This is a genomic window from Nocardiopsis alkaliphila YIM 80379 (assembly GCF_000341005.1).
Taxonomy (GTDB): domain Bacteria; phylum Actinomycetota; class Actinomycetes; order Streptosporangiales; family Streptosporangiaceae; genus Nocardiopsis; species Nocardiopsis alkaliphila.
The window spans coordinates 1-15,724 of record NZ_ANBD01000041.1 but is presented as its reverse complement, the minus strand read 5'-3'; the positions used below and the strand labels follow the sequence as shown (position 1 = coordinate 15,724).

Annotated in this window: 16 protein-coding genes and 1 tRNA gene; 14 read left to right on the top strand and 3 right to left on the bottom strand. The window is 68.0% G+C overall.

What is annotated here, in order from left to right:
• Positions 1 to 2: 2 nt before the first annotated feature.
• Positions 3 to 75 (bottom strand) — tRNA-Lys (locus D472_RS0106125).
• Between the two features lie 286 nt (positions 76 to 361).
• Here D472_RS0106125 and D472_RS0106120 point away from each other — a divergent pair.
• The 3 genes from D472_RS0106120 to D472_RS0106110 are packed head-to-tail and all read left to right on the top strand — an operon-like array spanning position 362 to position 4,120.
• Positions 362 to 1,465, top strand: coding sequence for a CdaR family transcriptional regulator (locus D472_RS0106120; RefSeq protein ID WP_017603619.1), 1,104 nt, complete (start codon positions 362 to 364; stop codon positions 1,463 to 1,465).
• A gap of 52 nt (positions 1,466 to 1,517) precedes the next feature.
• Positions 1,518 to 2,762, top strand: coding sequence for a glycerate kinase (locus D472_RS0106115; protein WP_017603618.1), 1,245 nt, complete (start codon positions 1,518 to 1,520; stop codon positions 2,760 to 2,762).
• Positions 2,759 to 4,120 carry a GntP family permease gene (locus tag D472_RS0106110; protein ID WP_017603617.1) on the top strand — a complete coding sequence of 454 codons (1,362 nt, stop codon included), beginning with the start codon at positions 2,759 to 2,761 and terminating at the stop codon, positions 4,118 to 4,120. Before D472_RS0106115 ends, D472_RS0106110 begins: the two co-directional genes overlap by 4 nt.
• Before the next feature lie 229 nt (positions 4,121 to 4,349).
• Here D472_RS0106110 and D472_RS0106105 read toward each other — a convergent pair whose 3' ends face one another.
• Positions 4,350 to 4,877 (bottom strand): GNAT family N-acetyltransferase, encoded by a 528-nt coding sequence (locus D472_RS0106105; protein ID WP_017603616.1) that lies wholly within the window; start codon positions 4,875 to 4,877, stop codon positions 4,350 to 4,352.
• A gap of 351 nt (positions 4,878 to 5,228) precedes the next feature.
• Here D472_RS0106105 and D472_RS0106100 point away from each other — a divergent pair, with 351 nt between their 5' ends.
• The 9 genes from D472_RS0106100 to D472_RS0106060 all read left to right on the top strand — a co-directional run bounded on the left by D472_RS0106100 (position 5,229) and on the right by D472_RS0106060 (position 13,388).
• Positions 5,229 to 6,029, top strand: a complete 801-nt coding sequence (locus tag D472_RS0106100) for an ATP-binding cassette domain-containing protein (RefSeq protein ID WP_026117439.1) — start codon at positions 5,229 to 5,231, stop codon at positions 6,027 to 6,029.
• A complete protein-coding gene (locus D472_RS0106095) occupies positions 6,026 to 6,940 on the top strand; it encodes an ABC transporter permease (RefSeq protein ID WP_017603614.1) in 915 nt (304 codons plus the stop codon). The genes D472_RS0106100 and D472_RS0106095 overlap by 4 nt, the downstream gene beginning before the upstream one ends.
• Before the next feature lie 60 nt (positions 6,941 to 7,000).
• Complete coding sequence (locus D472_RS0106090) at positions 7,001 to 8,101, top strand: ABC transporter substrate-binding protein (protein ID WP_017603613.1); 1,101 nt, start codon at positions 7,001 to 7,003, stop codon at positions 8,099 to 8,101.
• 105 nt (positions 8,102 to 8,206) lie between these two features.
• Positions 8,207 to 8,455, top strand: a complete 249-nt coding sequence (locus D472_RS0106085) for a DUF2795 domain-containing protein (protein ID WP_017603612.1) — start codon at positions 8,207 to 8,209, stop codon at positions 8,453 to 8,455.
• A 140-nt stretch (positions 8,456 to 8,595) separates the two neighbouring features.
• Entirely contained in the window at positions 8,596 to 9,585 is a 990-nt protein-coding gene (locus tag D472_RS0106080; RefSeq protein ID WP_017603611.1) for a siderophore ABC transporter substrate-binding protein, read from the top strand.
• Between the two features lie 85 nt (positions 9,586 to 9,670).
• On the top strand, positions 9,671 to 10,660 hold the full coding sequence (locus tag D472_RS0106075; RefSeq protein ID WP_017603610.1) for an ABC transporter permease: 990 nt from the start codon (positions 9,671 to 9,673) through the stop codon (positions 10,658 to 10,660).
• A gap of 40 nt (positions 10,661 to 10,700) precedes the next feature.
• The gene (locus tag D472_RS0106070; RefSeq protein WP_017603609.1) at positions 10,701 to 11,732 is read left to right on the top strand and encodes an iron chelate uptake ABC transporter family permease subunit; all 1,032 of its coding nucleotides are present in this window, start codon (positions 10,701 to 10,703) and stop codon (positions 11,730 to 11,732) included.
• Positions 11,729 to 12,484: an iron ABC transporter ATP-binding protein gene (locus tag D472_RS0106065; RefSeq protein ID WP_017603608.1), complete on the top strand. Its 756-nt coding sequence runs from the start codon at positions 11,729 to 11,731 to the stop codon at positions 12,482 to 12,484. The genes D472_RS0106070 and D472_RS0106065 overlap by 4 nt, the downstream gene beginning before the upstream one ends.
• Positions 12,485 to 12,500: 16 nt before the next feature.
• Positions 12,501 to 13,388, top strand: coding sequence for an aminoglycoside phosphotransferase family protein (locus D472_RS0106060; protein ID WP_017603607.1), 888 nt, complete (start codon positions 12,501 to 12,503; stop codon positions 13,386 to 13,388).
• Positions 13,389 to 13,542: 154 nt separating this feature from the next.
• Here D472_RS0106060 and D472_RS0106055 read toward each other — a convergent pair whose 3' ends face one another.
• A complete protein-coding gene (locus tag D472_RS0106055; protein ID WP_017603606.1) occupies positions 13,543 to 14,421 on the bottom strand; it encodes an alpha/beta fold hydrolase in 879 nt (292 codons plus the stop codon).
• Positions 14,422 to 14,750: 329 nt separating this feature from the next.
• Here D472_RS0106055 and D472_RS28575 point away from each other — a divergent pair, with 329 nt between their 5' ends.
• Together D472_RS28575 and D472_RS24910 are read left to right on the top strand one after the other, a co-directional pair.
• Positions 14,751 to 14,921 (top strand): hypothetical protein, encoded by a 171-nt coding sequence (locus tag D472_RS28575; protein ID WP_017603605.1) that lies wholly within the window; start codon positions 14,751 to 14,753, stop codon positions 14,919 to 14,921.
• Between the two features lie 111 nt (positions 14,922 to 15,032).
• Positions 15,033 to 15,724, top strand: a 692-nt coding sequence (locus tag D472_RS24910) for a proton-conducting transporter transmembrane domain-containing protein (protein WP_033303255.1), incomplete at its 3' end; no start/stop codon positions are given.

Here is a 15,724-nt window from a genome sequence, read left to right as displayed (position 1 = left end):
GGTGAGCCCCCCGGGGCTCGAACCCGGAACCCACGGATTAAAAGTCCGTTGCTCTGCCGATTGAGCTAGAGGCCCTTGGCAGCGGACCCGAGCCTGTGCTCAGACCACGACCGCAGACAACTGTACCGCAGCGATGGGCGTTCCCGACGCCCGGTCACGCCCGTCAGAGCAACGGATTCGCTCCGGTTCGGAGCATGAGCGCCTTCGAGGTGGGATATGGGACCGGCCGAGAAACCGTCTCGCCCTTCGAACCCTCCCTGAACCACGGGTACGAGATCATCGGGTGGGAGAGGTGCCCCTCACGCGGCGGGGAAGGGCGACTCCCCCACCGATACGACCTCCGCGCCCATACCCTGGGGACATGCCCGAAGATCGGCCCAGGGCACCCCTGAGCAGCGAACTCGTCCAGCGGGTGGTCGACCTCATCGCACCGACCATCAGCCACAACATCAACGTGATGGACGAGCACGGGACGATCATCGCCTGCCTCGATCCCTCCCGGGTGGGCAGCCTGCATCGGGGCGCCCAACGAGTCATCGCCGAACGTCGCAGCGTCCTGGTGACCGTCCCCGAGCCCGGAACCACGGACCGCCCCGGAGCCAACGAACCCCTGTTCATCGACGGGGAACTACGCGGCGTGGTGGGCGTGACGGGCGATCCCCGTGAGGTCGCGCCACTGGCGCGGGTGGTGGCGTTGACCGTGCAACTGCTCATCGCCCAAGAACACGAACAGGACGAGGTGAGCCGACGGCACACCGAGGCCAGGGACCTCATCGCCGCCTTGAGCTCGGGAACCACCTCCGAGGAGGACGCGCTGGCCCGACTCCTGGCCGCCGGACTGAAGCCGCCATGGTCGCTGGCCCTGTGGACGTCCGGTAGCCCACGCCAGGGCGGTGGGGCCTCACCTCCGGTATCGGCGGAAGCGGCTGTGAGCAGGGTGAACGGCAAGGGCGTCCGCCGGGCCGCGGTGTTGCACGGCGCCTTGTGGTTGCTCGGTTCGGGCCGGGCCCCGGCTCCGGACTCGTTGGACCTTCCCTTGGACAGCCGACACGTGCGGGCTCCATTGACCGACGACGTGGAGACGCTGCTCTCCTACGCGGAGGAGGCCCGGGCCCTGTGCCGTCACGCGGGCCTCCTGCCCACCCTGGAGGAGGACGGACATTGGTCACGGGAGGTCGCGGTGGCCGTGGCGCACCTGCCTCGGCGCACCCTGGTCCGCAACGCGGCACGCATCGCCGCACTCACCGAGGGTCAGCGCAGAACGGTTGAGGCGATGGCGTCGGCCGCTTCGATGCGCGAGGCCGCCGACGCCGTGTTCGTGCACCGCAACACCCTGCTGCAACGGGTGGACCGGATCCAGGACATCACCGGACTGGACCTGAGGCGACCGGATCACCTCACCACGTTGCGGATGTGTCTGTACGCGGAGAGGGCACTGGGCACTTCGCACACACTCCAGGGATGAAGGCGCAGGAAGACTGGGCGCGAAGCCGTCGAAACGCACCGAACCGGATTCTATGATCTGCGTCATGTCCAAGGAGTCGCACGAACATGACGAGGCGGCCGTCGCGCGCGTCGCGGTGGTCCCCGACTCGTTCAAGGGCAGTGCCTCCGCCGTCGAGGTGGCCGAGGCCATGGCCCGTGGGGTCCGGGAGGCGTTCGCCGACCGGGGCCTGCCCGTGTCCGTCCACACCCTGCCGTTCGCCGACGGCGGCGAGGGCACCCTCGACGCACTGCTCGGTGCCTGGGGTACCGAGGCCCTCACGGCGGAGACCACCGACGCCCTCGGCCGCCCCGTCCAGGCGCGCTTCGGTGTCAGCGCCGACGGACGGGTCGGCGTGATCGAGGCGGCGGAGGCCAACGGTCTTCCCGGCGTCTGTGACGTCCCCCTGCGCCCGCGCCAGGCGAGCAGCCGAGGCGTGGGCCGCCTGGCCACGGAGCTTCTCGACCGTGGGGTCGAGGAGATCCTGCTGTGCATCGGTGGTTCCGCCTCCACCGACGGTGGCACCGGCATGCTCGCCGCGCTCGGGGCGCGCTTCCTCGCCACCGATGGTTCCGAACTCCCCGACGGGGGCGGAAGTCTGACGGACCTGACCGAGGTGGACCTGGCCGGGCTCGACCCGCGCGCCCGCCGAGTCCGTTGGCGGATCGCCTGCGACGTCACCAACCCGTTGGTCGGCGAGCATGGCGCGGCGGCGGTCTTCGGACCGCAAAAGGGCGCGACCGACGAGGACGTCCGGGTTCTCGACGCCGGGCTGGGACGACTGGCCGACGTGCTCGCCGAAGCCACCGGGACCGAGCTCCGGGACGTCGAGGGCATGGGTGCCGCCGGTGGTATGCCCGCGACCCTGTCGTCGATCCTCGGCGCGCAACTCCTCCCGGGTTCGCGGATGGTCGCCGAGGTCCTCGACGCCCAGCGGCTGCTGGACGGGGCCGACCTGGTCCTGACCGGCGAAGGCCGCTTCGACGGTCAGTCCCTTGGCGGGAAGGTGGTCGACGCGGTGCGTCGGCTCACCCCCGCCCACGTGCCCGTCGTGGTGATCGCGGGCAGCGTGTCGCTCTCGGCGGACGAACTTCGCCGTTCGGGGATCACCGCGGCCTTCTCCATCGCCCGGGGCCCCCGGACGTTGGCGGAGATGCGTGCCGAGGCCCTGACGGAGATCACCTCGACGGCCCACCAGTGCTGTCGTCTCCTCACCCAACCAGCACTCCCGAGCACCGTGAGACCCGTGCCGGGCACCACTAAGGAACCACGACCGTGACCGAACTCCTCATCCTCCTCTTGCTCGTAGCGGGCATCGTGCTCGTCACCGCCCGGTGGAAGATCAGCCCCTTCCTCGCGTTGATGGGCGCCGCCTTCCTGGGCGCCTTCGCCTTCCGCCTTCCCTTGTCGGAGATCGTCACGACCGTGACGACGGCGTTCGGCGGCACACTCGGCAACATCGGTCTGGTCATCCTGTTCGGCACCATGATCGGTGTGATCCTGGAGCGTTCGGGCGCCGCGATCGCCATGGCCGAGGCGCTGATCAAGGTCCTCGGCAGCCGCTTCCCGAACCTGACGATGTCGCTGATCGGCTACATCGTCTCCATCCCGGTGTTCTGCGACTCCGGCTACGTCATCTTGAACTCGCTGCGCAAGGCGATCACCGTGCGCACCGGGGTGTCCGCGCTGGCCACCTCGATCGCGCTGATGACCGGTCTGTACGCCACGCACACGCTGGTGCCGCCGACCCCGGGCCCCTTGGCCGCCGCCGAGAACATCGGCATCACCGACAGCCTCGGGCTGATCATCGCGATCGGTCTGCCGGTCTCCGCCGTGGCCGCGATCGCCGGTCTGATCTACGCGAGCACGTTCGCCCGCAAGGAGTTCACCCCGCTACCCGCCACGAGCGAGCAGGAGATCGACACCCGTTCCTACGAGGAACTGCGTGAGAGCTATGGCAAGCTGCCCAACGCCTTCCTGGCGTTCTTCCCCATCCTGCTGCCGCTGGTCCTGATCTGCCTGGGCTCGATCGTCAAGCTTCCCGCGCAGCCGATCGGCGATGGCACGCTGTTCGAGGTGGTCTCCTTCCTGAGCACCCCGGTGATCGCGCTGATCATCGGCCTGGCGGCCGCGGTACCGCTACTGCGCGGCCACGGCAAGCTGGCCCGCTTCAACGAGCAGATCAACGACTCGGTGCGCATCGCCGCCCCGATCCTGCTGATCACCGGTGCCGGTGCCGCCTTCGGTGCGGTGCTCGCCGCCTCCCCGCTGACCGACTTCCTCGCGGACAACCTCAGCGGTCTGGGCCTCGGCTTGGCCGTGCCGTTCCTGATCGCGGCGGCGCTCAAGACCGCACAGGGTTCGTCCACGGTGGCGATCGTCAGCACCTCGGCGATGCTCGCCCCGATGCTCGGTTCGCTGGGTCTGGACTCTCCGATGGGCATGGTGCTGAGCGTGCTCGCCGTGGGTGCGGGCGCGATGGTGGTCTCGCACGCCAACGACTCCTACTTCTGGGTCGTCTCCCAGCTCAGCCGTATCCCGGTGGCGACCGCGTACCGGACGCTGACGGTGGCCACGGCCATCGAGGGTCTGGCGGCCTTCGGCGCGATCATGGTCGCCGGTGTCTTCCTGTTGTGACCCGTACCGTCGTGGGACCACGACGGTGTGAAGGGCCCGTCCGGTGAGGGCGGACGGAAAGCGGGCCCGGGTGGTCGATCTGAACCGGTGCCCGATCGTTGGGCCGGTTCGATCCCCCGGGCCCTTCCCCTGCGCCGGCCCGTCCGCTCGGTGAACGTCCCGTGATCTTGCCACTGGGGGCGAGAAAAGCGCTTTTCGTGCTCCCGGTGGCAAGATCACGCAGGTCGGCTCACAGCGGCCGCCAGTCCCGGTTGATGCGGTGGAAGAGGACGTGGTCGCGCCATCTACCGGCGATGCGCAGGTACTCCGGAACGGTGCCGTAGCGGGTGAAGCCGTTGCGTTCGAGCACCCGTTGGGAGGCGATGTTCTCCGGGAGGGTCTCGGCCTGGACGCGGTGCAGGTTCCATGGGCCGAAGGCCAGCTCGACGACCTCGGCCACCGCTTCGGTGGCCAGTCCGCGCCCGTTGCTGTCGGCGGCCACCCAATAGCCGACGGCCCCGGACTGTAGACCGCCCCGGCGGATTCCGCTCAGGTTGATCCGTCCCACGAGACGGCCTTCCTCCACGATCGCCAGCGGCAGGGTCCGCCCGACCTCGTGTTCGGCCAATGCGTTTTCCAGCAACGCCCGTTGCGTGGGGATCGTGAAGTACGCGTCGTCGCGCAGTGGTTCCCAAGGGGCGAGGAACCCACGGTTGCGAGCGAGCGTCTCGGCCAGTTCCTCGGCGTCGTCCACCGTCACCAACCGGGTTCGGGCCATGAATGCTCCTTGGGGCGTCGAGCCGTATCGCGACGTCCACGGGGCGGGCGTCGGCGAGTCCCAGACTCTAGCGCCGGTCACCGGAATCCGCCGGCCCACGGGCCGGGCGTCACCGCCATGCCCGGTTCCCTGGAAACACCCTGATCAGTACCTTTGAGCAGGGTGAACGAGCGCACAACACCGATCGGGAAGAATCCCGCGTGCACTATCGTCACTCTGGTGGGGATCTACCGGTGGGTAAGCCGGCCGCGCCGACGGAACGGGACCCGCACGAGGACGAACACCTGGAGAGTGCACAGTGCGACACCACGCCCGGACCGGGGTCACCCGGCCTACCGTCGCGAGTCCACGGTGACCGCCGGCATCGAGGTGCACGGCCTCACCAAACGCCATCCCGGGGCCCGACCGGACCGTCCCGCGCTCCAGGGCATCGATCTACGGATCCCCCACCGCCACTTCGTCAGCCTCATCGGCCCCAGCGGCTGTGGCAAGTCCACCCTCCTGCGCATCCTGGCCGGGCTCGATCGCCCCGATACCGGCCAGGTCCGTCTACTGGGCCGAAGCCCGCGGGAGGCGAGTCGCCGCAAGGCCATCGGCCTGGTCTCCCAGACTCCGGCCCTGCTGCCCTGGCGCACCGTCCGCCAGAACGTGGCGCTGCCCGGCAAGGTCAACCGGCGGGCCGGCAAGGAGATCGACTCCCCCGACGAACTGTTGCGCGCCGTGGGACTGGAGGACTCCGCCCACCAGTACCCGCACCAACTCTCGGGTGGGATGCTCCAGCGCGTCGCGGTCGCCCGCGCGCTGGGGCTGCGTCCGGACGTGCTCTTGATGGACGAACCCTTCTCCGCCCTCGACGAGTTCACCCGCGAAGCCCTCCAGTACCAGCTCCTGGGCCTGTGGCAGCGGCGGGCCACCACGGTCGTGTTCGTGACGCACTCCGTCCGTGAGGCGGTCGTGCTGTCCGATCGGATCGTGGTGATGTCGGCCCGTCCGGGCCGGGTGCACGAGGTCTTGGACGTCGACCTGCCCCGCCCACGGGACCGGAAGGTCGTCAAGGGGCCGCACATGCACGACCTGGAGGACCGCGTCCGCGACTCGTTGCAGAGCGCGTGGAAGGCCGGTGCCGCCCCCGACGACCTCGTTCCGCTGTGAGAGAGGAGACGGGCATCGTCACCCGTGTCACCGGACCGGATCGGGCGGACGGGGCGAACCCCACCGATCCCACCGCCCCCACCACCGCGGACTTCGTCCCGCCCGCGCCGAAGCCCGCGACCCCACGCCGCGCCCGGCGCCGTTCGGTGCTGCGTCCCTACGTGTGGCTGCCCGCCACCGTGGTCCTGGTGGTGCTCGCCGTGGCCTGGTCCGCCGTGGCGCGGGCACACCCCTACATCCTGCCCCCGCTGGGCGAGGTCGCTGCGACCCTGGCCGCCGATCCGACGCTGTTTTTGGAGAACGCCTGGGCGACGTTGAGCATCGCCTTGGTCGGCGTGGCCGTGGGCGCCGGCACCGCCTTCGTCCTGGCGGTGGTCGTATCCGAGTTCCAGGTGGTCCGCCGAGCGGTGATGCCGTTCGCCGTGGTCCTCAACGTCACGCCCGTGGTGGCGATCGCGCCGGCGCTGGTGGTGGCCTTCGGGTTCGGGATGACCCCGAAGGTCGTGGTGACCGCGATCGTCACGTTCTTTCCGGTGCTGATCAACGTGGCCACCGGGCTGCGTTCGGTGCCACTGCCGGTACTGCACGTCTTTCGAACCTTGAACGCCTCCCGCTGGGAGGTCCTGCTGCGGCTACGGATCCCGAGCAGTCTGCCCTACACCCTGGCCGCCCTGCGGGTGGTACTGCCGTTGTCCCTGATGGGTGCGGTGGTCGCCGAGTTCGTGGCGGCCGGTTCCTCCGGCGGTCTGGGAACGATGATTCGCAACTCCGCCTCCACCGCCCGCTTGGACTACGTCTACGCGGGTGTGGTCTGCCTGGCGGCGATGGGCGTGCTGCTGCTCGGGTTGGTCGCGCTGGTCGAACGTCGGCTGCTGTTCTGGCACGATTCCCGGCGTTCCGGTCGCGCCTGATCCGTCCCCATGCGTCTTTCTCGTGTGTCCCCCGTCGTCGGCGAACGAAAGAGAAACCCAATGCGTGCTCCGCACCGTCACCGGTCCCGCCTCCTCGGTCCGACCGTCGCCCTGGCCGCCACCTCCCTGCTCGCGACGGCCTGCGGCTCGGACGGTTCCGATGGGGCTTCGGAGGTCGCCGTGATCATCGACCAGGAGCGGTGCGAGACCAACCGGGAGGCCGGCGCGGTCACCTTCGTGACCGGCTACCACTACCAGGCGTCGGTCACCCAACTGGAGGTCATCGCCGCCGATGCCCTGGGGTACTTCGACGCCCTGTGCCTGGACGTGGAGATCCAGCCGGGCAACGGTGACCTGATGGGCAACGCCCAACTGGTCTCGGCCGGCACCGCGCAGTTCACCGCGATGAGCAACGAGGCCGAGGTCCTCCAGGCCAACGTGCGCGACCACGAGATCGTCGGTATCGCCACTTACGGCCACGTGCCCATCTCCACCCTGATCACCGGCCCGGAGGTGGAGGACCTCACCGAACTCGAAGGCCGGACCCTGGGGCACCAGAGCATGCTGCCCGCCCCGCTGGAGGCGATGCTGGTGGAGGCCGGGGTGGACATCGACGCCATCGAGCAGGTCGAGGCCGGCTACGACCCCTCCGTCCTGCCCCGCGACCAGGTCCAGGCGCTCACCGGATTTCGCTCCAACGAACCCCACCGGCTGGACGCCTTGGACGCGGAGTACACCGAGTGGCACCCCGAGGACTTCGGGGTCGTGGGTTCCTTCGGTGTCCTGGTGACCTCCCCCGTCTGGGCCGAGCAGCACCCCACCGTCGTCGAGGACTTCCTGCGCGCGGTCGGCCGGGCCTTCGACCACTGCCAAGGCGACGGTGCCGCATGCGTCGATCACGCCGCCGACCTGGACCGTGCGGGCTACGACGGTGAACACAACCTCAAGGTGTGGGACACCGAACGCGAACTCGTGGTCTCCTCCACCCCGGACGGGGAGCCCCGTGGTTTCGTCGACCTCGACCTGACCGAGCAGGAGGCCCGGACCCTTGTGGACAACGGTGAACTGGACGAGGTCCCCGATGTGGCACCGCTCTTCGACTCGCGCCACCTGATGGCCGTCCACGACGGCGCCGACCTGGTCTGGCCCGACGGGGAATGAGTCCGGGCCGCTTCGGGTAGCCCACCCGTGTGCGTGTCGGTCCGGTCGCCTTTCGTTCTTCGGGGCGCGGTGCGATCGGGCCCTTTCATGATCGAGGAGGTAGTGATGGGGGTCGAACGTGGCCGTGAGGGACTCCGGCGGATTCTGGAGGGTGTGCGCTTCCCCGTGTCCCGGGACGCGGTAGTGGAGGCGGCCCTGGAGTCGGGGGCGGACCAGGAGCTGGTGAGCGCCCTACGGGCCATGCCGGCCGCCGAGTTCAACGAGGAGAACGCCATCCTGCGCGCGGTGCCGCTGCCCGAGGACGAACCCGACTCGAACACCGAAGCGGCTCGGGCCCGCGAGCACGGTCGATGAGGGTGCCGGCAGAAAGTCGGCGAATACGCAACCCTGACCTGCGATTTTGAGTCAAACATCTCATAAGGGACCCCTCCGTACAATCATCATTGAAGTTAGGTTAGGCTCCCCTTTGTCGCAAGCACTCAGAGGAGACTTCAATGATGCCCGTCAGTCGTCCCGTCACGGCGTTCTCGCTCGCCCTCGCGTCCGCCCTGCTCCTTGGCGGTTGCTCGTCCGGCGGACAGGCCGGCGAGGACTCCGCTGCGGAGGCCGACACCATCGAGGTCGAGGATAACAACGGCACTCAGACGGTGAGCTCCCCGCCTTCCTCCGTGGTCGCGCTCGACAACCGCACCTTCGAGACCCTCTCCGACTGGGGCGTGGAACTGTCCGCCGGTGCGATCTCACTCATGCCCGACACCATCGACTACGCGCAGGACGACTCGATCCCCGACGTCGGCACGCACAACGAGCCCGACTTCGAGACGATCGTCGCGGCCGAGCCGGACCTGGTCGTCAATGGCCAGCGTTTCACCGAGTACCACGACGACATCGCCTCCCTGGTGCCCGACGCGACGGTTCTGGACCTCGAACCGCGTGATGGCGAGCCCTTCGAGGCCGAACTCAAGCGCCAGATCACCGTACTGGGCGAGGTCTTCGACAAGCAGGACGAGGCCGAGCGGACCATCGCCGACTTCGATGCGTCCGTCGAGCGGGTCAACGAGGTCTACGACCAGGACGAGACGGTCATGGCCGTCACCACCTCCGGCGGCGAGATCGGCTACCTCTCCCCCGGTGTGGGCCGCACCCTCGGCCCGGTCTTCGACATCTTCGACCTCGCTCCCGCTTTGGAGGTCGACGGTGCCAGCGACGATCACCAGGGTGACGACATCTCCGTCGAAGCCATCGCCGCTTCCGACCCCGACTGGATCCTGGTGATGGACCGCGACGCCGCCGTCGCCGCCGACGAGGAAGGCTACGAGACCGCCGCGAACATCCTCTCCAGCTCCGAGGCGCTCTCCAGCGTGAAGGCCGTCGAGGAGGAGCAGATCGTCTACATGCCCGTCGACACCTACACCAACGAGGGCATCCAGACCTACACCGAGTTCTTCAACGCGTTCGCCGACGCGCTGGAGGCCCGGGGTTGATTCGGCTCACCCGAACGGCTCCTACCGACGGTGGTGCTTTGAGCACCGGCGTCGGTACGAGCCGTTGTGAGGAGATCGACGGGACATGACGACCACCAGCCCTCCCCCACCGCGTACACGGAACAAGGGTCGACTCTTCGACTGGAAGCTGCTCATCGGCGTCGCCGTCGTGGGCGTCCTTCTCGTGTTCTCCCTGTTCACCGGCGTTTACGACATCTTCGGCGCCGATGACGGCGGTGAGATGTTCGCGATCACCCGTATTCCCCGCACGATCGCCCTCGTGCTGGCCGGCGCCGCCATGGCCATGTCCGGCCTGGTCATGCAACTACTGACGCAGAACCGCTTCGTCGAACCGACGACCACCGGTACCACCGAATGGGCCGGGCTCGGTCTGCTCACGGTGATGATCCTGCTGCCGGGAGCGAGCATCACCACCCGCATGGTCGGCGCCGTGCTGGCGGCCTTCATCGGCACGATGGTGTTCTTCCTCTTCCTGCGCCAGGTCACCCTGCGCTCCTCGCTCATCGTCCCGATCGTGGGCATCATGCTGGGCGCGGTGGTCAGCGCGGTGTCGACCTTCATCGCGTTGCAGACCGACATGCTGCAAAACCTGGGCGTGTGGTTCGCCGGCAGCTTCACCTCGGTGCTGCGGGGCCAATACGAGATGCTGTGGATCGTGGCGTTCGTGGCCGTCGCGGTGTTCTTCGTCGCCGACCGGTTCACGGTGGCCGGATTGGGCGAGGAGATCTCGACCAACGTCGGCCTGAACTACAACCGGGTCATCCTGCTGGGCACCGGCCTCATCGCGGTGGCGACCGGAGTGGTGACCGTGGTCGTGGGCAACCTACCGTTCCTCGGGCTCATCGTCCCCAACGTCGTCTCGATGTTCCGTGGCGACGACCTGCGCGGCAACCTGCCGTGGGTGTGCCTACTGGGCATCGGCATCGTCACGGTGTGCGACCTGATCGGCCGGACCATCATCATGCCCTTCGAGGTGCCGGTGTCCCTCATCCTCGGGGTCGTCGGCGCCGTCGTGTTCATCTTTCTCCTGTTGAGGCAGCGTCGCCGTGGCTGAAACGACCGTTCCCCGCGTGAGACCCCGTACGACCCCCCGGGTGACCGCACCACCCACCGGGCCGTCCCCCGAACGTTCCTCCCGCACCCTGCCCACCGGGCGCGCCCGCCGCCGCTACTGGATCATCGTCGCGGTGCTCGCGGTGCTCGCGGTGGGCTTCGCCTTCGGCCAGTTGGCCTGGGACAACCCGATGCCGGTGGGTTCGGACGGCTTCTGGCGCATCGCGGAATTGCGCGCCACGAACCTGGTGATCATGGCCGTGGTGGCGGTCTGCCAGGCCGTCGCCACGGTGAGCTTTCAGACCGTGACCAACAACCGCATCATCACCCCGTCGATCATGGGGTTCGAGGCGCTCTACGTCACCATCCAGACCACCGCGGTGTATCTCCTGGGCGCCGCCGGAGTCATGGCGGTCCAAGGAGTCCCGCAGTTCCTGCTACAGGTCACCCTGATGGTCGGCTTCGCGATGCTGCTGTACGGGTGGCTGCTGTCGGGCAGGTACGGAAACCTACAGATCATGCTGCTGATCGGCATCATCATCGGTGGTGGCCTCGCCTCGGTCTCCACCTTCATGCAGCGTCTGCTCACCCCGAGCGAGTTCGACGTGCTGGCCGCCCGGTTGTTCGGCAACATCGCCAACGCCGACGCGTCCTACCTGCCGATCGCGGTGCCGCTGTGCCTGGTCGCCACCGCCCTGCTGTGGATGCGTTCACGGCGGCTGAACATCGTGGCGCTGGGGCGCGACGCGAGCGTCGGGCTCGGCCTGAACCATCGCCGCGAGACCATGCGCGTGCTGCTCTTGGTGTCGATCCTGATGGCGGTCTCCACCGCACTCATCGGCCCGATGACCTTCCTGGGTTTCCTCGTGGCGACCCTCGCCTACCAGTTCGCCGACACCCACGACCACCGGTACGTCTTTCCGGTCGCGGTGCTGACCTGCTTCGTCGTGCTCAGTGGCGCGTACTTCGTCATGCGGAACATCTTCTACGCCAACGGCGTGGTCTCGATCATCATCGAACTCGTCGGCGGGCTGGTGTTCCTGTTCGTCATCCTCAGAAAGGGCCGACTGTGATCACCCTGACCGGTGTGCGCAAGGAGTACAGCAGCGAGGTCGCGATCGGCCCCGTGGATCTGCGGATCCCCAAGGGTGGCGTGACCGCGCTGGTGGGGCCCAACGGCGCGGGCAAGTCGACGCTGCTGACCATGATCGGCCGCCTGCTCGGGCTCGACGAGGGCTGTATCGAGATCGCGGGTTACGACGTGACCAAGACGGCGTCCAAGGACCTGGCCAAGGTCGTCTCGGTGCTGCGGCAGGAGAACCACTTCGTCACCCGGCTGACGGTGCGCCAACTCGTCGCCTTCGGTCGTTTCCCCCACTCCAAGGGGCGACTGACGGTGCACGACGAGGAGGTCATCAGCCGCGCCATCAACTTCTTGGACCTCACCGACCTGGAGCATCGCTACCTCGACCAACTCTCGGGTGGGCAGCGCCAGCGCGCCTACGTCGCGATGGTGCTCTCACAGGACACCGAGTACGTCTTGCTGGACGAGCCGCTCAACAACCTGGACATGCGTCACTCGGTGCAGATGATGAAGCATCTGCGTCGGGCCGCCGAGGAGTTGGAACGCACGATCGTGATCGTGCTGCACGACATCAACTTCGCTGGGCACTACGCGGACCGGATCTGCGCGGTCAAGGACGGCTCCGTGGCCGAGTTCGGCACACCGGAGCAGATCATGACCGACGAGGTGCTCACTCGGGTGTTCGAGACGCCGGTGAGCGTCGTGGAAGGGCCGAACGGACCACTCGCGGTCTACTACTGAGTCCGATACTGGGGAGATGCGCACTCCTGAGGCAGAAGTCGACGTCTCCCCCTCCCTTGCTCGCCGCCTCCTTCGAGAACAACATCCCGACCTGGCGGAACTGCCGATCGAGCCGGTCGCCAATGGTTGGGACAACACACTGCTGAGGCTGGGTGAGGACCTGTGCGTGCGTATGCCTCGGCGCGAGGTCGCCGCCCGATCGGTACTCAACGAACAGCGGTGGCTTCCCGAGATCGCCGAACGGGTCGGGGCGCCGATCTCGGTGCCGGTGCGCGTGGGGCGACCCGGGCAGGGGTATCCGTGGGGTTGGTCGGTGAACCCATGGTTTCGGGGGCGTGTCGCCGCCGAGGTTTCGCCCGGCGAGCGAGGACCCCTCGTGGAACCACTCGCACTGTTCCTGTCCCGATTGCACGTGCCCGCGCCGGCCGAGGCACCCGCCAACCCGGTGCGAGGCGTACCCCTGCGCGAACGTCATGAGCGGGTGGTCGAACGCCTCGGCGGTTCCGATCATCCCCGAGCCGCCGAATTGCTCGACCTGTGGCGGGAACTGGTGAAGACCCCGGCCTGGGAGGGCCCGGCCCTATGGCTGCACGGGGACCCGCACCCCGCGAACATTCTGGTGGACGCCTCGTGCGGGCTGGCGGCCGTCCTGGACTTCGGTGACCTCACCTCAGGGGACCCGGCCACCGACCTGGGGACGGCATGGATGACCTTCGGGGTCGCCGATCGTGCCCGGCTGCGGGAACGCCTGGCCGCTCTCACCGGTCTCGATGAGCACACGTGGGTGCGCGCGCGGGCCTGGGCGGTGATCTACGCATCGGTGCTGATCTCTCAGACGGCGGACGCCCCCTTGTTGGCGGCGATCGGCGAGCACACCGCCGACCAGGTGCTCTTGGGCGTGTGAGACCCGGCTTCGGCCGTCGGTCCTTCCTCGACAAAGGCACAGAGCCCCGCCGGTGTGCGTCCTCACCCTCTGGGCGGCACGGAGTGGGCGAAGCCCGAGGCTCCCCGACACGGACGCGAGGCGTCGGTCGATCCGACCCGGTTCCCCTTCCGGATCAGGTATCGGCCCCGTTGACCAGTTCACGGACCTTCTGCGGCACCTCGTAGAAGGCCAGGTGTCCCGCCCCTGCCAGCACCCTCAGTTCTACGTCCAAGAACCGACGCGCCGGCGCGTGCAATCGCGAAGGCGAGAAGAACTCGTCGTCGGACCCGGTCGCCACCGTGACGTTCTTCTCCTTCCACACCAACAACGACTCGGTGGGCAACGGCCCCGGGGCCAGACTGGTTCGACAGTACCTACCCACCATCGTCATCCACTCGGCGTACGGGTGGACCGGATACCGCTGGTCGGGACCGCTCATGAAGTTCAGCAGCCGAGTGCTCTTGTCGTCTCGGGGGCCGATCATCCAGGGCAGGGTGACCCGCATCAGCTCCGGCGAGGTCGCGGCGGCGGTCAGCCCGGCCGGGCCGATCAGCACCAAGCCCTTCACCAGTGGGCACGGCTCGGCGGCCAAGGCCACGGCCGCTCCCAGGGAGTGCCCCAGAACGATCGCGGGTCTGTCCACGAGTTCGGGCAACACCTCCTGGAACCAGGCCCCGTAGGCCCGGGCTCGTTGCCCTCGAGGCCGTCTGCCGAAGCTGAGCCCCGGTTGTCCGGGCAGGTCGACCAGGATCACGTCACGCTCGTCGGACATGTCGGAACAGGGTGAGGCGCTGAGGGCACTGTTGAAGTTGGTACCGCTGAGCACCACCACCGGGGCCCCGGAACCACCCTCGAACCGAAAGGCCCTGGTGGGTCCGATGGCCGTCGGGATCTCGGGAAGGTGGTGAAGGCCGGAGAACTCCGCCAGCCGTTCCTCGCACCAACCACGAATCGTCCTCGCTGCGGTGTCGGAGCGGTAGACGCGCGCACCGTGAACGGCGGTCTCGGTCATCGGACACCTGGTTTCGGGTAGGGGTCGGCCTTCGCCGACCAGTCTTCCCGGCACACCTGGCGAGGACTCTACGCCTACATTCGAGACTCGGCCACCTTCGGCGTATAGCGAGATGGACTCGTTGACAAAGGGTTATTCGGTCTGTTCAGGAGCTGTATTGATACTCTTGCCCAGGTGTCGTTCGGCCCACCGGTTCCTTGATCGGATCCGGCCAGAACTGGACATAAGCGCCCACGTCAACGACCATGGGCGCGGCGTCGTATGACACCACAGGTGTGCCGGGAAGACTGGTCGGCGTCCCAACCGACCTATGGCCCGGAGCACACCTCATGTCCCCTCCGCACACCACGCCCTCGTGCGTGCTGCGTCGTAGCCGTTTCAGTGAGCGCCACAAGCTCCCCGTCGGCAACCGTCGCCCTTTGGGCACCAACGGGTACACCACTTCCTGGGGCACCAACGCCCACGGCGAACTCAGTGCCTGTCCTCCGGGGTCCATCTGACGGCCGTTCAGGCCCCTTGTCATGAACACTCCCTGCCGCCCCATCCCACCGCGCACATCCCGCCGACATGGGTGACCCGTGCCCGGTGGCCGGCCGTGAAAGGACAGTGGCGTGGTGCTGCTGCTTCTCCTCCTCGTGCTCGCCGTGACCGTCGCGAGCACCCCGTTACTGGACAGGTTCCTGGGGCGGAACGCCGGCTGGCCCATCGCCGCGGTGTTCCTCGCCCTCACCGTGCTGGTCGCCCTCCAGGCTCCCCAGGTCCTGGGCGCGGGCACCCCGTTGGAGGTCACCCGTCCATGGATGCCCCGGATCGGGGTCGACCTCCACCTGCGTATGGACGGCCTGGGTTGGCTTTTCACCATGCTGGTCACCGGGATCGGTGCCTTGATCATGGCGTACTCCACCCGATACTTTCCGCCCGGTGCCAGGCTCGGTTTCTACTTCCTGATGTCCCTGTTCGCGTTCGCGATGACAGGGCTGGTGCTGGCCGACGACGTGGTCGTGCTCTTCGTGTTCTGGGAGCTGACGACCATCGCCTCGTTCTACCTCATCGGGTTGTCGGGGCCCACGGCGAGCCGACCCGCGATCCGCACCTTCCTGCTCACCGCCATGGGAGGGCTGGCCCTACTGGGCGCGGTCGTTCTCTTGATCGTGCGCACCGGAACCACGCGACTCAGCGAGATCCTCGCCGATGACTCCTGGACCCAGGACACCGTCTTCGTCTCGGTCGTGGCGCTGCTGGTGATCGTCGCGGTGTTCACCAAGTCGGCGCAGTTCCCCTTCCACTACTGGCTGCCGGACGC

Bases quoted from the DNA above. Each gene is read 5' to 3' on its own strand.
- D472_RS0106115 (WP_017603618.1), top strand. From the start codon at position 1,518: ATGATCTGCGTCATGTCCAAGGAGTCGCACGAACATGACGAGGCGGCC.
- D472_RS0106085 (WP_017603612.1), top strand. From the start codon at position 8,207: ATGGGGGTCGAACGTGGCCGTGAGGGACTCCGGCGGATTCTGGAGGGT.
- D472_RS0106060 (WP_017603607.1), top strand. From the start codon at position 12,501: ATGCGCACTCCTGAGGCAGAAGTCGACGTCTCCCCCTCCCTTGCTCGC.
- D472_RS0106055 (WP_017603606.1), bottom strand. From the start codon at position 14,421: ATGACCGAGACCGCCGTTCACGGTGCGCGCGTCTACCGCTCCGACACC.
- D472_RS28575 (WP_017603605.1), top strand. From the start codon at position 14,751: ATGTCCCCTCCGCACACCACGCCCTCGTGCGTGCTGCGTCGTAGCCGT.
- D472_RS0106090 (WP_017603613.1), top strand. From the start codon at position 7,001: ATGCGTGCTCCGCACCGTCACCGGTCCCGCCTCCTCGGTCCGACCGTC.
- D472_RS0106075 (WP_017603610.1), top strand. From the start codon at position 9,671: ATGACGACCACCAGCCCTCCCCCACCGCGTACACGGAACAAGGGTCGA.
- D472_RS0106105 (WP_017603616.1), bottom strand. From the start codon at position 4,877: ATGGCCCGAACCCGGTTGGTGACGGTGGACGACGCCGAGGAACTGGCC.
- D472_RS0106080 (WP_017603611.1), top strand. From the start codon at position 8,596: ATGATGCCCGTCAGTCGTCCCGTCACGGCGTTCTCGCTCGCCCTCGCG.
- D472_RS0106120 (WP_017603619.1), top strand. From the start codon at position 362: ATGCCCGAAGATCGGCCCAGGGCACCCCTGAGCAGCGAACTCGTCCAG.